The organism is Ruegeria sp. YTSA226 (assembly GCF_059609905.1).
Genome location: NZ_JBXWMQ010000001.1, coordinates 214,009 through 231,901, shown reverse-complemented (window position 1 = coordinate 231,901; position 17,893 = coordinate 214,009). Strand labels below are relative to the sequence as shown.

The 17,893-nt window shown below is 57.1% G+C and carries 16 protein-coding genes; 14 read left to right on the top strand and 2 right to left on the bottom strand.

Features of this window, described 5'->3' with window-relative positions; all coding sequences use genetic code 11:
- Positions 1-2: 2 nt before the first annotated feature.
- The 8 genes from AC2FFF_RS01155 to AC2FFF_RS01120 all read left to right on the top strand — a co-directional run bounded on the left by AC2FFF_RS01155 (position 3) and on the right by AC2FFF_RS01120 (position 10,308).
- On the top strand, positions 3-956 hold the full coding sequence (locus tag AC2FFF_RS01155) for a site-specific tyrosine recombinase XerD (RefSeq protein ID WP_496750531.1): 954 nt from the start codon (positions 3-5) through the stop codon (positions 954-956).
- A gap of 63 nt (positions 957-1,019) precedes the next feature.
- Positions 1,020-2,327, top strand: a complete 1,308-nt coding sequence (locus AC2FFF_RS01150; RefSeq protein ID WP_142634257.1) for an HlyC/CorC family transporter — start codon at positions 1,020-1,022, stop codon at positions 2,325-2,327.
- 93 nt (positions 2,328-2,420) lie between these two features.
- Positions 2,421-4,838, top strand: a complete 2,418-nt coding sequence (locus AC2FFF_RS01145) for a GcvT family protein (protein ID WP_281972219.1) — start codon at positions 2,421-2,423, stop codon at positions 4,836-4,838.
- A gap of 31 nt (positions 4,839-4,869) precedes the next feature.
- Positions 4,870-5,469, top strand: a complete 600-nt coding sequence (locus tag AC2FFF_RS01140) for a nucleotidyltransferase family protein (RefSeq protein WP_142634260.1) — start codon at positions 4,870-4,872, stop codon at positions 5,467-5,469.
- 753 nt (positions 5,470-6,222) lie between these two features.
- Positions 6,223-7,659 (top strand): Do family serine endopeptidase, encoded by a 1,437-nt coding sequence (locus AC2FFF_RS01135; protein WP_281972220.1) that lies wholly within the window; start codon positions 6,223-6,225, stop codon positions 7,657-7,659.
- A gap of 183 nt (positions 7,660-7,842) precedes the next feature.
- Complete coding sequence (locus AC2FFF_RS01130; RefSeq protein ID WP_142634264.1) at positions 7,843-8,523, top strand: response regulator transcription factor; 681 nt, start codon at positions 7,843-7,845, stop codon at positions 8,521-8,523.
- A complete protein-coding gene (locus AC2FFF_RS01125) occupies positions 8,516-9,886 on the top strand; it encodes a sensor histidine kinase (protein WP_271946675.1) in 1,371 nt (456 codons plus the stop codon). The genes AC2FFF_RS01130 and AC2FFF_RS01125 overlap by 8 nt, the downstream gene beginning before the upstream one ends.
- Positions 9,887-9,960: 74 nt before the next feature.
- Entirely contained in the window at positions 9,961-10,308 is a 348-nt protein-coding gene (locus AC2FFF_RS01120; RefSeq protein ID WP_271946672.1) for a TfoX/Sxy family protein, read from the top strand.
- A 54-nt stretch (positions 10,309-10,362) separates the two neighbouring features.
- Here AC2FFF_RS01120 and ndk read toward each other — a convergent pair whose 3' ends face one another.
- The gene (gene ndk, locus AC2FFF_RS01115; protein WP_142634270.1) at positions 10,363-10,785 is read right to left on the bottom strand and encodes a nucleoside-diphosphate kinase; all 423 of its coding nucleotides are present in this window, start codon (positions 10,783-10,785) and stop codon (positions 10,363-10,365) included.
- A gap of 117 nt (positions 10,786-10,902) precedes the next feature.
- The gene (locus tag AC2FFF_RS01110) at positions 10,903-12,105 is read right to left on the bottom strand and encodes a multidrug effflux MFS transporter (RefSeq protein ID WP_271946668.1); all 1,203 of its coding nucleotides are present in this window, start codon (positions 12,103-12,105) and stop codon (positions 10,903-10,905) included.
- Positions 12,106-12,211: 106 nt separating this feature from the next.
- Here AC2FFF_RS01110 and AC2FFF_RS01105 point away from each other — a divergent pair, with 106 nt between their 5' ends.
- The 6 genes from AC2FFF_RS01105 to AC2FFF_RS01080 all read left to right on the top strand — a co-directional run bounded on the left by AC2FFF_RS01105 (position 12,212) and on the right by AC2FFF_RS01080 (position 17,848).
- Positions 12,212-14,065, top strand: coding sequence for an ABC-F family ATP-binding cassette domain-containing protein (locus AC2FFF_RS01105; protein WP_496882808.1), 1,854 nt, complete (start codon positions 12,212-12,214; stop codon positions 14,063-14,065).
- On the top strand, positions 14,062-14,682 hold the full coding sequence (locus AC2FFF_RS01100; protein WP_142634274.1) for a MarC family protein: 621 nt from the start codon (positions 14,062-14,064) through the stop codon (positions 14,680-14,682). Before AC2FFF_RS01105 ends, AC2FFF_RS01100 begins: the two co-directional genes overlap by 4 nt.
- 40 nt (positions 14,683-14,722) lie before the next feature.
- A complete protein-coding gene (locus AC2FFF_RS01095) occupies positions 14,723-15,304 on the top strand; it encodes a retropepsin-like aspartic protease family protein (protein ID WP_142634277.1) in 582 nt (193 codons plus the stop codon).
- Between the two features lie 48 nt (positions 15,305-15,352).
- Entirely contained in the window at positions 15,353-15,979 is a 627-nt protein-coding gene (locus AC2FFF_RS01090) for an ImuA family protein (RefSeq protein WP_142634279.1), read from the top strand.
- 61 nt (positions 15,980-16,040) lie between these two features.
- Entirely contained in the window at positions 16,041-17,255 is a 1,215-nt protein-coding gene (locus AC2FFF_RS01085) for an MFS transporter (RefSeq protein ID WP_281972222.1), read from the top strand.
- Positions 17,252-17,848: a YceI family protein gene (locus AC2FFF_RS01080; RefSeq protein WP_496750537.1), complete on the top strand. Its 597-nt coding sequence runs from the start codon at positions 17,252-17,254 to the stop codon at positions 17,846-17,848. The genes AC2FFF_RS01085 and AC2FFF_RS01080 overlap by 4 nt, the downstream gene beginning before the upstream one ends.
- The last annotated feature ends 45 nt before the right edge of the window (positions 17,849-17,893 follow it).

The window sequence follows — 17,893 nt, the reverse complement described above, 5'->3', positions numbered from 1 at the left end:
TCATGACGTCTCCGGGCTCTGACGAAATCTGGATTTCGACCTTTCTGGAAGCACAGGCCGCCGAGTTAGGCGCTGCCCAAAATACGCTTGTTGCCTATGGCCGTGATCTCAAGGATTTTGCGGCCTGGCTGCGGCGCCGGAAAATTGGGTTTGCCGAGGCCGACGCCAAGCAGGTTGAGGATTACCTGATCAGTTGCGACGCACAGGGATTGGCTCAATCCACCCGCGCGCGCCGTTTGTCTGCTATAAAACAGATTTATCGGTTCGCATTCGAGGAAGGTTGGCGTTCGACAAACCCCGCGATCAAGATCAAAGGCCCAGGACGGCCAAAGCGGCTGCCGAAAACTCTGGATGTATCCGAGGTGGACCAGTTACTGGCTGCTGCGCGCGAAAGCGGGCGAAACAACATCGAAAAGCTGCGCAATACCTGCCTGATGGAAATCCTGTATGCCACCGGGATGCGTGTCACTGAACTGGTATCGTTGCCGGTGTCATCGGCGCGCGGCGATCCGAGGATGCTCTTGGTATTGGGAAAAGGCGGCAAAGAGCGGATGGTTCCACTGTCCCCTCCGGCTCGACAGGCGCTTTCGGCATGGTTGGCGGCTCGGGATGAGACTGAGGAAAAGCGTGTTACAAAGGGTGGGCAGAGTTCCCGATTTCTTTTTCCCTCACGTGGCAAGGCCGGGCATCTGACACGGCATATGTTCTATCATCTGATCAAGGAACTGGCGGTTCACGGTGGGGTTTCGCCCGAAAAGGTTACACCTCACACCTTGCGTCACGCTTTTGCGACACATCTTCTTGCCAACGGTGCCGATTTGCGATCGATCCAAACATTGCTTGGTCACGCGGATGTGGCGACCACAGAAATCTATACTCATGTCCTGGAAGAACGGCTGGCTGAACTGGTGTTGCAGCATCACCCATTAGCTAAAGATCCAGTTGAAAAGGGCTAACTCCTTGATCCAGTCAAGCCGCGCCCCCATAACAGACGCAGAAACACAAGCAGCTAAGGACCGATGGAACCCTCAACTTCTCTGATCGACGGCACATTCTGGCTTACGTCCGGTGCCATATTGCTATTGCTCTTCTTATCGGGGTTTTTCTCGGGTTCTGAAACGGCTCTGACGGCCTCGTCACGCGGCAAGCTGCGGGCGCAGGCGGACAAAGGGTCGCGCGGGGCGCAGAAGGCGCTGGACATCACCGACGACAACGAACGGCTGATCGGATCGGTTTTGCTGGGCAACAATCTGGTCAACATTCTTGCGGCCTCGTTGGCCACAGCGATGTTCACGCGCCTCTTTGGCGAAAGCGGCGTAGCGTTGGCAACCCTGGTCATGACCTTGCTGGTTCTGATTTTTGCTGAAGTTTTGCCCAAGACTTATGCCATAACCAATTCGGAAAAAGCGGCATCCGCCGTTGCTCCGATCATCAGCGTGGTTGTCACCCTATTCTCACCGGTCGTTTCGGCCGTACGCCTATTGGTACGGGGAGTTTTACGCCTCTTCGGTGTACAGATCGACCCGGATAGCAACATTCTGGCCGTGCGCGACGAAATCGTTGGGGCCCTGCATTTGGGCCATTCCGAAGGCGTGGTCGAGAAGGAAGACCGTGACCGTATTCTGGGCGCCTTGGATCTGGGTGAACGTGCGGTTGAAGAGATCATGCTCCATCGTTCGAATATCGAGATGGTTGATGCGGATGACGCTCCCGAGGCGATCCTGAAACAATGCCTTGAAAGCCCCCATACACGCCTGCCTGTCTTTAGGGACGAACCAGAAAACATCGTTGGGGTTGTTCACGCCAAAGACCTGTTCCGCGCTATGTATGCTCATGCAGGAAGCAGCGAACGTGAAAACAACCGACTGAAAGAGTTCGATGTCTCAAAGGTAGCGAACGCCCCTTATTTTGTTCCTGAAACGACCACTCTGGACGATCAGATGCGGGAATTCCTGCGGATGCATAGCCATTTTGCGCTGGTGGTCGACGAATATGGTTCACTCAGGGGTCTAATCACGCTTGAAGATATCCTCGAAGAAATCGTCGGCGAGATTGCTGATGAGTTTGATATTGATGAGGACGTCCCGGTAACGCGAACCGAAGACGGCCAGTACCTTGTTGAAGGCGCCATGACGATCCGCGATGTAAACCGCGCGATGGAATGGTCTTTGCCCGACGAAGAGGCCAATACCGTGGCCGGTCTGGTCATCCACGAAGCGCAGATGATCCCGATCACGGGTCAGGTATTCTCGTTCCACGGTTTCAGATTCGAAGTCGTCGCGCGCGAAGGCAACAGGATCACAGAGCTGAAGATCCGTCCCCTCTGATCCTCTCGCCGCGACAGCCTATGTCGTGAACGGAACAGTATCCCTGGTTCTGCGATTGCAGGCTTTGACTATATCGCAAGGGGAGTCTGTGACGTGAAGACAACAACTCAGGTAGCTGTAATCGGTGGCGGCGTTGTCGGGTGTTCGGTTCTTTATCACCTGACCAAGCTGGGCTGGTCGGATGTGATGCTGCTGGAGCGGTCCGAATTGACCAGTGGCTCGACCTGGCACGCGGCGGGTGGTTTCCACACATTGAACGGCGACACCAATATGGCCGCACTGCAAGGCTATACGATCCGGCTGTATAAAGAGCTGGAAGAGATCACCGGCATGTCCTGTGGCCTGCACCACGTTGGCGGCATAACGTTGGCCGACAACCGCGACCGGTTTGACATGCTCCTGGCCGAACGTGCCAAGCACCGCTTTATGGGGTTAGAGACCGAAATCGTAGGCCCTGAAGAGATAAGGAAAATCGCACCGATCACCAATACCGACGGCATCATCGGCGCGCTCTATGATCCGCTGGACGGACATCTTGATCCGTCCGGAACCACCCATGCCTATGCCAAAGCGGCGCGGATGGGCGGCGCAACAATCGAAACCCATTGCATGGTGCACGAAACAAATCAGCGCGCCGATGGCACCTGGGATGTGGTCACCAACAAGGGCACGATTCATGCTGAACATGTGGTCAACGCTGGTGGGCTCTGGGCGCGCGAGGTTGGCGCCATGGCCGGTGTCTATTTCCCGCTGCATCCGATGGAACATCAGTACCTGGTCACCGACTCGATCCCCCAAATTGAGGCAATTATCGACGCAGGTGGCGAACATCCCCATGTCATGGATCCCGCCGGCGAAAGCTATCTGCGGCAAGAGGGACGCGGTCTGTGCATCGGCTTTTATGAACAAACCTGTAGGCCCTGGGCTGTCGACGGCACCCCGTGGGATTTCGGTCACGAGCTTCTTCCCGATGATTTCGACAAGATCACCGATAGTATTGAATTCGCTTATCGCCGCTTTCCTGTTCTGGCCGAGGCTGGTGTGAAATCGGTGATCCACGGGCCGTTTACCTTTGCACCGGACGGCAATCCTCTGGTCGGGCCGGTTCCGGGGTTGCGCAACTATTGGTCGGCCTGCGGCGTGATGGCCGGGTTCAGCCAGGGCGGCGGCGTTGGTCTGACACTGGCGCAATGGATGATTGAGGGTGAGCCAGAGCGCGACGTCTTTGCGATGGACGTGGCGCGGTTCGGGAATTGGATCAGCCCGGGCTATACCCGTCCAAAGGTCATCGAGAACTATCAGAAGCGGTTCAGCGTCTCTTATCCGAACGAGGAATTGCCGGCAGCCCGCCCAGCCCGCACAACGCCGATGTATGATATCTTTACCGATCTTGGTGCTGTGTGGGGTCAGCAATACGGGCTTGAGGTGCCCAATTACTTCGCCCAGGGAGATGAACCAGGCTATGAAACGCCCTCGTTCCGCCGATCCAACGCATTCGATGCCACCGGGCGCGAGGTTCGGGCCGTGCGATCTGGTGTTGGCATCAACGAAGTGCACAATTTTGGTAAATACCGCATTGTTGGACCTGCTGCCCGCGATTGGCTGGATCGGATCATGGCGGGCCGTATCCCGAAACCGGGCCGCGTGTCGCTAACCCCGATGCTATCACCAAAGGGCAAGCTGATCGGTGATTTTACCGTTTCCTGTCTTGATGAGACCGAGTTCCGCCTGACCGCCTCCTACGGCTCTCAGGCGTTTCACATGCGCTGGTTCCTGCAAAATGCGCAGAATGGCGTGACTGTCGAAAACATCAGCGATCGGCAGAACGGGTTCCAGATCGCCGGTCCAAAAGCCACGCAGGTTCTGGCGGCCTGCACCCGTGATGACCTGAGCGGATTTCGGTTCCTCGATCTGCGCCGCATGACCGTTGGGATGACCGACTGCATCGTCCAGCGCGTCAGCTATACCGGCGATTTGGGGTACGAGATCTACTGCGATCCCATGGCACAAAGGCAGTTGTGGTGGACCTTATGGCAGGTCGGGCAAGAACGCGGCATCGTTCCATTTGGCATGCGCGCGATTATGAGCCTGCGTCTGGACAAGTTCTTTGGATCCTGGATGCGAGAATTCTCGCCTGATTACACAGCCGCGGAAACCGGTCTGGATCGGTTCATTTCATTCTCTAAGAACGCCGATTTCATTGGCCGCGCAGCTGCCGAGGCTGAACGCGCCTCTGGCCCTGCCCGTCGACTGGTTGCGTTCGAGGTTGATGCCGAGGACGCTGATGTCAACGCGTATGAGCCGGTTTGGCTGGGCGGAAAGGTCGCCGGGTTTTGCACTTCGGGTGGCTATTCACACTATGCAGGCAAGTCCATTGCCATGGGGTTTCTGCCAACAGACCGCGCTGCGGACGGGCTGGAAGTAGAAATCGAAATACTTGGCCAGTTGTGCAAGGCACGCGTGATCTCAGAACCGTTATTCGACGCTGATGGCGCGCGTATGAGGGGATGACACTGCTTTCATACGTCTGCATTGTCGGCGCATGACGCAAATACCCATCATCCTTCTGGCCGCCGGACAATCCCGGCGTATGCGAGGCGCAGATAAGCTGCTGCAAGAAATTGATGGCTGCCCGCTGCTGCTCCGTTCCGCCCAGACAGCACGGGCCGCATCGTCGGTTATTGTTGCCCTGCCGTCCAAGCCTCATCCCAGGTACGACGTGTTGCAGGGGCTGGACCTGCATCTGGTCGAAATCGCAGATGCGGAGGAAGGTATGAATGCCAGCTTACGAGGGGCTCTGTCCGCTGTTGGGCAAGAGGCCGAAGCCGTCATGGTTCTGCTAGCTGACCTGCCTGAAATCACTCTGGATGACCTTCAGACGCTGATCAAGGCAACTAAGGCGTATCCGGATAAGCTGATCTGGCGCGGGTCGACCGCGTCAGGACAGCCTGGCCACCCTGTGATCTTCAGCCGTCTCCTGTTCGATCAGATCAGCCGCCTGACCGGAGACGAAGGCGCACAATCTGTGGTTCGGGACCATCCGGACAAGGTCCATCTATGTGTGCTCCCCGGCCAACATGCCGTGCTGGATCTGGACACGCCCGAAGCATGGGATATCTGGACCAAAAATCGCAACAGTTAAAACGAGTACGGCCCGGTCAATGAAGACCGGGCCGGTTACCCAATTAAGGACTACCACTTTTCACTGATCCTGAAAGCGCGTCCAGAACACACTAGGCATTCCGAATATTCCGCAACCGAACCTAAACAAGACCCCCTCGTTAACATGCCGCTCAGCGCTTCCAGAGACTGTGACAAGCCGTTGGCACCCCCTAGTGCCGCCGACTTCCCTTCGCTTGGGCAAGACCATCGTCGCCTATCAGATGCTCTCAAACAACGTAAAATTGGCCTAAACTTGCATTTTCTGATGTATCAGTTTGGTTTTTACGCAACATTTCTCTCAATGTGTCTCTACTATAGGTTGTTCGTCCGAGAAAATCTAAATGCAAGTACACTCCATTTATCACAGACCATATATATAACATGTTCATAATATGATATGTTTCCGGCAAATTCAGCCTATGACATCAGATCTACTCACAACCAATGGCTGTGTCATAAATCCATCAATTTCTGAGCGCTCGCTTTGTTTATCAAACAGATTTAATTCAACCAAAATCATCATTTGACTGCCGAACAGGCAACAATCCACCGATTCTCACCTTATGATTCGGAAGAATTCCGCGAATCTTTGCCACCCGACGCCGGGATAGAGCCTCTCGTTTGTGGCAAAATTAAGATTTATTAACCAACCAATCAGGAAAGTCACAGACTGATGCAGCATCTCTTGATCCAAGGCGCGGCCAGTGTCGCGTGCTTCAATCAGGAGACCAAAATGAGCATCCGTAAATCCTCTCTTCTTATGCCACGCACATCAAACTGGATAGGCGTCTCAGCGCTGAGTGCGGCATTATTGGCGACGACCGCCCTGCCCTCGAAAGCTGACGAAGCGCTGGCTGATTTAGTTGAGAGCGTGTCACCTTCTGTCGTGACCATCATCGCGGAACAAAACGCCGCCAAGGGCCCGGAAAATGGACAGCAGTTTGATTTCGAAGGCCAACCATTCGGTGAATTCTTCAAACGCTTTGGCGTGCCTGAAGGGTTCGATGCCCCCCGTCGTGGTCCTTCTCAGGGTTTGGGGTCAGGTTTTGTACTGGATGAAGCCGGGTACATCATTACGAACCATCACGTGGTCGACGATGCAGCGACCGTGACCGTGCGCCTGAATGATGACCGAACTTTTGAGGCTGAGGTGATCGGTACCGACCCGTTGACCGATATCGCGGTTCTCAAGATCGACGCGGGCGAGCCACTTCAGGCCGTAAAGCTTGGCAATAGCGATGTGATCCGTGTGGGCGAGGATGTCGTCGCCATCGGGAACCCGTTTGGCCTCAGCTCGACCGTGACGACCGGGATTGTATCGGCCAAGGACCGCAATATTTCGCAGGGACCTTATGCCGAGTTCATCCAGACGGATGCGGCCATCAACAAAGGCAATTCCGGTGGCCCGCTGTTCAACATGGATGGTGAGGTTATCGGCGTGAACTCGGCCATCTATTCCCCGAGCGGTGGGTCGGTCGGGTTGGGTTTTGCCGTCACGTCGAACATTGTGGACCATATTGCCGCGGATCTGCGCGATGATGGCCAGGTCAGCCGCGGTTGGCTGGGTGTGTCAATCCAGAATGTCAGCCCTCAAATCGCAGCGGCGATGGGAATTGATGCCTCAAACGGCGCATTGGTTTCGGACGTTGTTGCCAACAGCCCTGCCGAAGGCATCCTGAAACAGGGCGACGTCATCCTGACCTTTAACGGCGAACCCGTCGCGTCCAGCAGCGACCTGCCGATCCTTGTCGGGACAACCAAGGTTGGAACAGAAAGCACGCTTACAGTTTTACGCAACGGCAGTGAGCAAGACATAAAGTTGACGATCGGACAGCATCAGTCCGCATCGGCCGAAATGGAAAAGTCAGTGGATGAAGGCATTTCGGGCACCGCCCTGGGCGTCACCGTTGCACCACTAACAGAAACCAACCGTGCGGAACTGGGCGTGGCCGAGAATATTGACGGTGTGATCGTCACGGACCTGAAACCGGACAGCCCTGCAGCCAAAGCCGGTCTTCAGCGTGGCGACGTGATCGTGAAGCTGGGCAACCAGGACACGGCCACTCCTGACGCGCTGAAAGACGCGCTGGACAGCGAAAAAACTGATCCCGCGCTTGTCCTGATCAACCGTGGCGGCAACCAGATCTTTGTTGCGGTGGAAATCGCCTGATCGAACACCTGCGCGCGCCACGTGATGGGGAGATCTGGCGGGCGCCTCTCTGGCATGATTGAATTGTCCGCAATCTGCCGGAGCAGCCGGGTGCGCAACGACGCACCCGGCATCTAAACCGGTCAAATCTTGTACTTTGTTTGAAAAATTGTGTTTAAGTTCCGGTAGAAAGGATTTCAGATCATGAGCCGACGCCTGTTGATCGTTGAAGATGATGAAGACACCCGGGAATTCATAGCAAAAGGGTTCAGCGAGGAAGGATATGTCGTCGAACAGGCCGCGGATGGGCGCGAAGGGCTGTATCACGCCACAGATGGTGGCTTTGACGCCATCGTTCTGGACCGAATGCTGCCCGGTCTAGACGGCCTGTCACTGATCAAATCCATGCGCGCCGCGGGTCTGAAAACTCCGGTTCTGATGTTAACCGCAATGAGCGCGGTCGATGAGAGAGTCAAAGGCCTGAGGGCCGGTGCAGATGATTATCTGGTCAAACCGTTCTCTTTTCAGGAACTGCATGCGCGGATCGAAGCTCTGTTAAGACGCCCGCAGGAATCTGAGGAAAACCCAACCCTGACCTGCCGCGATCTGGATATGGATTTGCTGACCCGCAAAGTCACCCGCAACGGGCGAGAGATTACCCTGACACCGCGTGAATTTCAGATTTTGGAATTCTTCCTGAGACGCAAGAACCGCGTAGTGTCACGCACCATGTTGCTGGAAGGTGTCTGGGATTATCATTTCGACCCGAACACCAATGTGGTTGACGTCCATATCTCGAAACTGCGCCGCCAATTGGATGAAGGCGGAGAGATCCCGTTGATTGAAACAGTCCGGGGCGCAGGTTACATGATATCTGATGGATAACCTACGGCTTTCGTTCAATAATTCCAGAACGCGTTTGGTTCTGGCCAGCATGGTTCTGAGCACATTGCTGACAGCCACCGTGCTGGCCCTTGTCTATGTCACCGCAAATCGCAGTATCGAAAGCGAAACCCGCTCGGTGGTTTCCGCGGAATTGACCGGTCTGGCCGATGAATACGAAAGGCGCGGGCTCATCGGTTTGCTGACAGCCATCGAACGCCGTATTCCCACCGCCTCTGAACGGGATGCCCTCTATTTGTTGACCGACCGCAACGGGACGAAATTGGCTGGCAACCTGAGACAATGGCCCGATGACATCACTGCCGGAAGTGGTTGGGTCCAACTAGAGCTGCGACGCTCGGACAGCGAACAGCTGGTGCCAATCTCGGCTGCATCCATTCGTCTGCCGGGCGGAGAACGCCTGCTTGTCGGGCGGGATGCGCTGGCACGACAGCAGTTTGACCGTGTTCTTTTACGCTCGGTCGGCTTCGCGCTGGCAATCGCGCTGGCGCTGAGCGTCCTGACAGGCTGGCTGTTTACCAGGCTCGTCTTTTCGCGCCTGTCTGACATCGCCTCGACCGCAGAAAATATCGTTTCAGGCGACCTGTCGCGCAGGATGCCCTTGCGCGGGACCGGTGATGAATTCGATCAGGTTTCAGGTACGCTCAATACGATGCTGGACCGGATCGAGGAGTTGGTCAGCAATCTAAGGACAACCTCGAATTCGATCGCGCATGATCTACGCTCTCCTTTGTCGCGGTTGAAACAGCGGGTCGAATCCCTGTCAGATAGCCGCAAATCCGAACAGGATCGCGAAATCGACATCGCGCGCGCGACGACCGAGGTTGATCATGTCCTGCGGGTTCTGGGCCAACTGACTGAGATTTCGCGTGCCGAAGCAGGTGTCGGGCGAGAGCAGTTCGAAGATGTCGACCTTAAGCAACTCGTGGCAGACGTGGTCGAGCTCTATGATCCGGTTGCGACGGATCAGGGCGTAACACTTGAAGTTACAGGGTCAACTGCCCCCCTTCCCGGCCACCGCCCCCTTTTATCTCAGGCACTGTCCAACCTGTTGGAAAATGCTCTGCGATACGCGCCTGATGGTTCGACCATCACGATCAATATTGCGGATGACGGCCTGTATACCAACCTCAGCGTGCGGGATCACGGCCCCGGTGTACCACAGGATGATCTGGCCCGTCTGCAGATGCCCTTTGTGACACTCGATCCCGCCCGGACCGAGCGCAATGCAGGTCTGGGCCTGGCTTTGGTCGCAGCGATATCGCATATGCACAAAGGCATGTTCGACGCCCGCAACTGTGATCCGGGCCTAGAAGCCACTATTCGTCTGTCGCGCAAACCCTGATCCGGTGATCATGAACCGCAAAGGTAAAAAAGGATCGGGTGACAGTAATTCTGACACCGGTTAAAACGTCGATTATGTCTGACCCGATCTCAACTATCCGTAACCTCGGCCCGGCCTATGAACAGGCTTGCGCGCGTGCTGGTATCCACTCGGCCCAGCAACTGCGCGAGATAGGCCCCGACGCGGCCTATGCAAAACTCTTGCAGGCAGGATCGCGCCCTCATTTCATCGGCTATTATGTTTTGGTGATGGGGCTGCAAGGCCGCCCCTGGAACGATTGCAAAGGCGAAGAGAAAAAAGCCCTGCGGCAAAGGTTCGACGCAATCAAAGCCAGCAACAGTACTGCGCCTGAGACGAAGATGATTGCGGATCTGGATGCAATCGGCGTCCGGGTATCTTCGGACGATTTGAAACCCGCATAGAAAAAGCCGCCCCCGACCCCGGGAGCGGCTTTATAGGCTTGATCTTAAAACAGATTAGCCGACCAGTTCGATGCCTGAGAAGAAATAGGCAATCTCAACCGCTGCTGTTTCCGGTGCGTCTGAACCGTGGACCGAGTTCTCGCCAACCGATTCAGCGAACTCGGCGCGGATGGTGCCGGGGGCCGCATCTGCAGGGTTGGTTGCGCCCATGACTTCGCGGTTCTTGGCAATGGCGCCTTCGCCTTCCAGAACCTGTACAATAACCGGCTCGGACGACATGAATTCGCACAGTTCGTCATAGAACGGGCGCTCGGCATGGACGTCATAGAACTTGCCAGCTTGTGCTTTGGTCATGTGAATGCGCTTTTGCGCAACGATGCGCAGACCGGCCTCTTCAAACTTGGCGTTGATCTTGCCAGTCAGGTTGCGGCGGGTTGCATCGGGTTTGATGATCGAGAATGTGCGTTCCAGTGCCATGTCGGCCTCTCCTTAAAAATAGGGCGCGGGGCCCGCGCCGAAATCCATCGCGGGCCGCGTATCATGGTCTGTAGCTTATGAAAAGTGTTATGATGCCCTGCTCCGGCGCTTTGCCGGTCACAATGTGCTGGGCAACGGGTCCAGACTGTCGATCCGACGAACATAGAGCACTGCCAGAAGGCCGATAAAGCTGCACCCGCACATCATGCCAAGCACAAGAAAGGGTCCGTTTTCCGGGCTGACAAAGGCGCCGGTGATCGTGGTCAGAACCGCCCCCAGCGCAACGATCATTGCACCTGACAGGCCCGCCGCGCTGCCTGCCAGTTTGGGACGAACCGACATCACGCCCGACGATGCATTGGCGTTGGTCAGTCCATTGCCGAAACCGACACAGATGGCCGAGCCGAAAAAGACCCAAACCGTACCAAGCCCGACCCAAAACAGAAGCAGCCCGCAAAGCGGCCCTGCCGTGGCTACATTCCGCCCTATCAGGATCATAGTTGTTAACTGCGTCCGCGCCGCCAATCGGCCAGTGACAAAATTCCCGACCATGAACCCCCCGGTGATAATGCCGATCCCAAGACCCAGCATCGCGGGGCTCAGATCAAACCAAGCAGCTGCAACCAACGGTGCACCGGTGATAAAACTGAAAAAACCGCCGATCGAAAATGCCGCGCATAGGGCATAACCCCAAAACCTGCGGGCGCGGAACAGATGCGGATATTCCTTCAGCTGCGCCGCGAATGTTGGGGCGCGGTTTATATTGGTCTCTCCCATATCAAACCACAGCAAAGCCAGCAGACCGGTGCCAAGTAAGGAATACAGAACAAACCCCGAACGCCAGCCAAACAGCATGTCCAACGCGCCGCCCAACATCGGTCCCAGCATTGGCGCCAATGCCATAGCCATTGCGACATAGCCCAGCTTGCTGGCCGCCTCGTTGGGGGGATAGCGGTCGCGGATTGAGGCGCTGGACAGCACAGACCCGGCGACGACCACAGCCTGAATGAGGCGAAAACCCAGAAACACCCAGATTGACCCAGCCAGCACGCAGCCGATGGATGCGACCACGAAGATCGACATGCAGATCAACAGGACCGGTCTGCGCCCATATCGATCCGACAGAGGACCCATGATCAGTTGCAGCACAGCAGAAACCGCCAGATATCCCGCAACCGCCAGATTCATAAGGCCGTAATCCACCTGAAAGTCCACGCTCATATGCGCCAGCGATGGCAGGAACATATTCAGCGTCAGCACCGACAACGCCGTGGCAAAGACCAGCGTGACCAACGACGGAGGTGTTCGGGCTGTATGCATGATGGAACCGTGTGAAAACTTCAGGCAAAACAGCGCTAACACATTGAATGCCGGTTGAACATGCAAGCTGCTGGCGGCGGCATAACGGCTCTGCTAAGAGCAGCATATGTTACGGATTCAAGACATCACCTATGCCGTTGAAGGCCGCCCTTTGTTCGAGGGCGCAAGTGCAACCATCCCCGATGGCCACAAGGTTGGACTAGTGGGGCGCAATGGCACCGGCAAGACCACCCTGTTTCGCTTGATCCGGGGGGAACTGGCGCTGGAATCGGGCAGTATCGCTGTCCCGAAACGGGCGCGTATTGGTGGCGTGGCGCAAGAGGTGCCCTCGTCCAATGCCTCACTGATCAATACCGTTCTGGCCGCCGATACCGAGCGCAGCGCGTTGATGACTGAAGCCGATAGTGCTACGGACCCCGGACGCATCGCCGATATTCAGACCCGGCTGGCCGATATAGACGCCTGGTCGGCCGAAGCGCGCGCAGCCTCGATCCTCAAAGGGTTGGGGTTCGATGACGAGGATCAACTGAAACCCTGTTCGGACTTTTCCGGCGGCTGGCGCATGCGCGTCGCGCTAGCAGCGGTGCTGTTCTCGCAGCCTGATCTGTTGCTGCTGGACGAACCGACCAACTATCTGGATCTGGAAGGCGCTCTGTGGCTGGAAAGCTATCTGGCGAAATATCCGCACACGGTGATCATCATCAGCCATGACCGCGGGTTGCTGAACCGCGCTGTGGGGTCGATCCTGCATCTGGAAGATCGCAAGCTGGCCTATTACGCGGTGCCTTACGATAAATTCGCGGAACGCCGCGCCGAACGTCTGGCACAGGCGGAATCGGAAAACACCAAGGCCAAGGCGCGCATCGCACATCTGCAAAGCTTCGTGGATCGCTTTCGCTATAAGGCGTCCAAAGCAGTTCAGGCCCAGTCGCGCCTGAAGATGATCGAACGCATTCAGTTGGTCTCGACCCCGCAAGAGGCTGCTCTGCGCGCTTTTTCCTTCCCCGAACCAGAAGAACTGTCTCCCCCGATCATTCAAATCGAAGGCGGTGTGACGGGATACGGCGAGACCGAGGTGCTGCGCAGACTGAACCTGCGCATTGATCAGGATGACCGCATCGCGCTGCTGGGCAAGAACGGTCAGGGCAAATCGACCCTGTCCAAGCTGCTGTCTGATCGTCTGCCGTTGATGGCTGGCAAGATGAGCCGCAGCACCAAGCTGCGCATCGGCTATTTTGCACAGCATCAGGTGGATGAGCTGCATGTGGACGAGACGCCCTTGGATCATCTGCGCCGATTGCGCCCGAATGAAGCACCGGGCAAGTGGCGCTCGCGTTTGGCCGGGTTCGGATTGAATGCCGATCAGGCAGAAACCAAGGTCGGGCGGCTGTCCGGTGGTCAAAAGGCGCGCCTGTCGCTGCTGCTTGCCACCATCGACGCCCCGCATATGCTGATTCTGGACGAACCGACCAACCATATGGACATCGAAAGCCGCGAGGCGCTGGTTGAGGCATTGACCGCCTATTCCGGAGCCGTAGTGCTGGTCAGTCATGACATGCACCTGCTTTCGCTGGTGGCGGACCACCTCTGGCTGGTCTCGGACGGATCCGTCAAACAGTTTGACGGGGATCTGGAATCCTATCGGTCCCTACTGCTGGGCCGCGACAAACCTGTTAAGGAAAAGCCGCTGACGGCCAAGCCCAAACGCCCATCGCGCGAGGCGGTTCTGAACCTGCGCGCCGATCTGCGCAAATGCGAGGAACGGATCGAGAAATTGACGGATATGCACGAAAAACTCTCGGCCAAACTGGCTGACCCCAGTTTGTATGAAGACGACAAGATCAACGACCTGGCGACCTGGAACCGGAAATTTTCCGAGGTGGTCGAGGCAATGCAAAAAGCCGAGGCGCTTTGGGTGGTTGCAGCAGAGCGGTTGGAACAGGCAGAGACCGCAGCATGATGGATACAGCCTTTCTCATAACCTCGTTTACAACATTGCTTGTGGTCATTGATCCGCCAGCACAAACGCCGATCTTTGTGGCCCTGACACAAGGCATGGATCGGCATGCGCGTTATACAATAGCGGTGCGCGCCTGTCTGACGGCGGCTGGGATTCTGGCCATGTTCGCCGCATTCGGCGAGGCGGTTCTGGGCTTTATTGGCATCTCGATGGAGGCGTTCCGCGTTGCGGGCGGCGTTCTGTTGTTCCTCACAGCGCTGGACATGCTGTTCGAACGGCGCACCAAGCGGCGCGAAAACAGCGCCGAAGAAGAAGAGCATCCTGATCCTTCGGTATTTCCGTTGGGTATTCCCCTGATTGCAGGACCCGGCGCGATTGCCACAATGATCCTGCTGGCCGGGCAGCATCCGGGCATAGAGGGTCTGGCCGTGGTGATCGGCATGATGCTGATCGTAGTGGCGATGGTGTTCGTCACCTACCTGTCTTCAGGCGCGGTGGCACGAATTCTGGGCAAGACCGGGCTGAATGTGCTGACCCGCCTGTTGGGCATGCTGCTGGCGGCCTTGTCAGTTCAGTTTATCTTGGATGGGCTAAAAGCCTTTGGATTTGCGTCATAAATCCCCATATTGGATTCGAGTGACGCAGTAAGGTAGCGGTATGGACGGCGACAGCATTGCAAATCTGGCCTATCTTGGATTGCTGGGCGCAGCGGTCGTGGCCTGGTTTATCTCTCAGAACCGGCAAAGCCTGAACAAAACGTTGCAACAGGCTCTGGCCTGGGTGTTTATTTTTATCGGCATCATTGCCGCCTATGGACTATGGGGCGATATCCGTAGCACTGTGGGCCCTGCCCCGCAGATGACCGTGACCGGCGAAAGCATCGAGGTGCCGCGCGCCTATGACGGGCACTACTATCTACCGGTTCTGGTCAACGGAGAGCCCATCACCTTTTTGGTCGATACCGGCGCCAGCCAGATTGTGTTGAACGAGGCGGATGCCAGACGCATCGGTGTTGACCCCGATCAGCTGAACTATTTCGGGCGGGCCCTGACGGCCAATGGCGAGGTGCGCACCGCCCCGATACGGCTGGACAGCCTTGAACTGGGGCCCATCACGGATCGCAATGTCTCGGCCTGGGTGAATGAAGGGGCGCTGGATCAGTCCTTGCTGGGCATGGATTACCTGCACCGGTTCTCGAATATACAATTCGCGGATGGGCGTCTGATCCTGTCGCGCTGATACCCTCTCGATATTGAGAACATAATAAGAACATGCTAGAGTAATAGCATGTCCACACACCTTCTTGGCCGCAAACCCGCACGACAAATGGCAGGGCTGAATCTCCATCCGCAGATCACCCTGCAACTGGCCCGCGTGCACGAGGCCTGCGGCCCCGCCCGGCGCAGCTTTGCCATGTGGTTGGCCGGTCAGGCACAGGGGCCGGTTCTGTGGATTTCCCCCGCGTGGGAGGCCAGCCAGTTGCACCCCGGTGGGATGATGGCCTTTGCCGATCCGGCCCGGTTCCTGTTTGCCCGCCCCAACCATGCCGAGGATCTGCTGTGGTGCATGGAAGAAGCGTTGCGCAGCGGGGCAACCCCACTGGTGATCTGCGATCTGCCCGAGGCGCCCGGCCTGACGCCGGTCCGACGGATGCATCTGGCCGCGGAACAAGGCGGCACGATGGGGCCAGCCCCGCTGGGCCTGTTACTGACCCCTGGCGATGGCGGCGCACAGGGGGTTGAAACCCGCTGGCACATGGCTGCGGATCATCACGCCGGGGTTCCCTGCTGGACCCTGACCCGCCGTCGCGCCCGCGCCCTGCCCCCGGTCAGCTGGCAGGCCACCCAGACCAAGACGCATGCCGGGCTGAACCTGACGCGGATCAAGGCCCAAGATGTGTATTGGGGGGAATAAGTTACGCGGCTCACGGCACTTGTGACTAGCCAAGTGCTACATCCAACCCTAGCGTTCCGGTATGAGCCATCCAATCCATGACAGCCGCTATTCTTGGCTTCGCCTTCTGATCACCCTCGCAATCGCTACGGTGGCGAATGTGGGCATGTGGGCGGTAATCGTCGTGATGCCCGCGATCGAGGCGCAATTCAGCGCCGGTCGGGCCGAAGCCTCATTTCCCTATGTCTTGTCGATGATCGGGTTTGCACTGGGGAACATGTGGCTGGGGCAACTGGTTGATCGGTTGGGCGTGACCAAGGCACTGATCGGTGCCGCCCTTCTGAGCGCGGTCAGCTATCTGTTGGCAACATGGGCGCCGAATATGCTGCTCTTGTCACTGGCCCATCTGCTGTTGGGGTTGGGCACGGCTGTTGGTTTTGGCCCTCTGATCGCGGACATCTCACACTGGTTCATGAAACGCCGCGGGATCGCAGTGGCGTTGGTTGCCAGCGGAAACTACCTGTCTGGGGCGATCTGGCCAACGCTTCTGTCAGGCATCCTTGCACGTGAGGGATGGCAGCAGGTCTATCTGACGCTGGCGGTCATAACGCTGCTCGTTGTCATCCCCCTGTCTCTGCTGTTGCGCCGGCAAGTCCCGATCGAGGCCCATCAAACCGCCGCCGCCAATGCGCAGATCAACGCACGCAGCGTGGGAATATCGCCGCGCAGCTTGCAATACGTTCTTGGTCTGGCCGGAATCGGCTGTTGCGTGGCCATGTCGATGCCGCAGGTCCATATCGTGTCCTACTGCGTCGGGCTCGGATATGGCCCGGCGGTCGGGGCCGAGATGCTCTCGCTGATGTTGCTGGGCGGCGTGGTCAGCCGAGTGATCTCGGGGTTGGTCGCCGACAAGCTGGGCGGGTTGATGACATTGCTGGTCGGCTCTTTCCTGCAATGTATCGCCCTATTTCTGTTCCTTCCCTATGACGGGATGGCCTCACTTTACATTATCAGCCTCATGTTCGGTCTGGCGCAGGGCGGCATTGTCCCCAGCTATGCGCTCGTCGTACGTGAATATATGCCCCCGCAAGAGGCCGGAGCACGCGTTGGCTTTGTCATGATGATGACCATCATGGGCATGGCACTGGGCGGATGGATGTCCGGGTGGATTTACGACTTAACCGGAAATTATCAACTGGCCTTTATCAATGGCATCCTCTGGAACGGGCTGAACATCGCTATCCTGCTGATGTTGCTAAGGCGATCGCGGCCCCGCAGGCGGGAGGTCATGATATGACCCAACTGACAAGGCGCGCTGTACTGTCCGGGTTGACCGCCCTTCCATTTGCGCGCCCGGCTCTGGCCGGGTTGCGTCCCTATGAACTGGTCCGCAATGGCACTTCCGTAGATTTTATGTTCGAGCTGTCCGGCATCACACAGTCCGGAACCATGCCGATACAATCTGCAGATATCCGAATTGACATGACCGACCTGACCAACAGCCGGGTGGATGTCTCGCTAAACGTCGCCAAGGCGCGCACCAACCTGCCCTTCGCCCGCAAACCGATGCTCAGCGCTGGGGTTCTGGACGCCAAAGGATTTCCCACAATTCATTTCACCTCGACCGATATTCAGCTTGGCAACGGTGGACGTATCTCGAACGGGGCCGAGATCACAGGAGATCTGACCTTGCGTGGTGTAACGCGACCAATCACATTGCGCGCCAATATTTTTCGCCCGCCCGGCAGCGCCCGAGACAACTTGAATAACCTCTCCATCCAACTCAGCGGTTCACTGAACCGTCACGAATTTGGCGCCTCGGGTTATTCCGACCTCGTAAAGGAAACTGTTGGCCTTGATATCCGGGCCAAGATCAAAAAGACTGGATAGATCAAAAACGACGCCACAAAGTCGATAAGCCGCGCGCACCGCGCT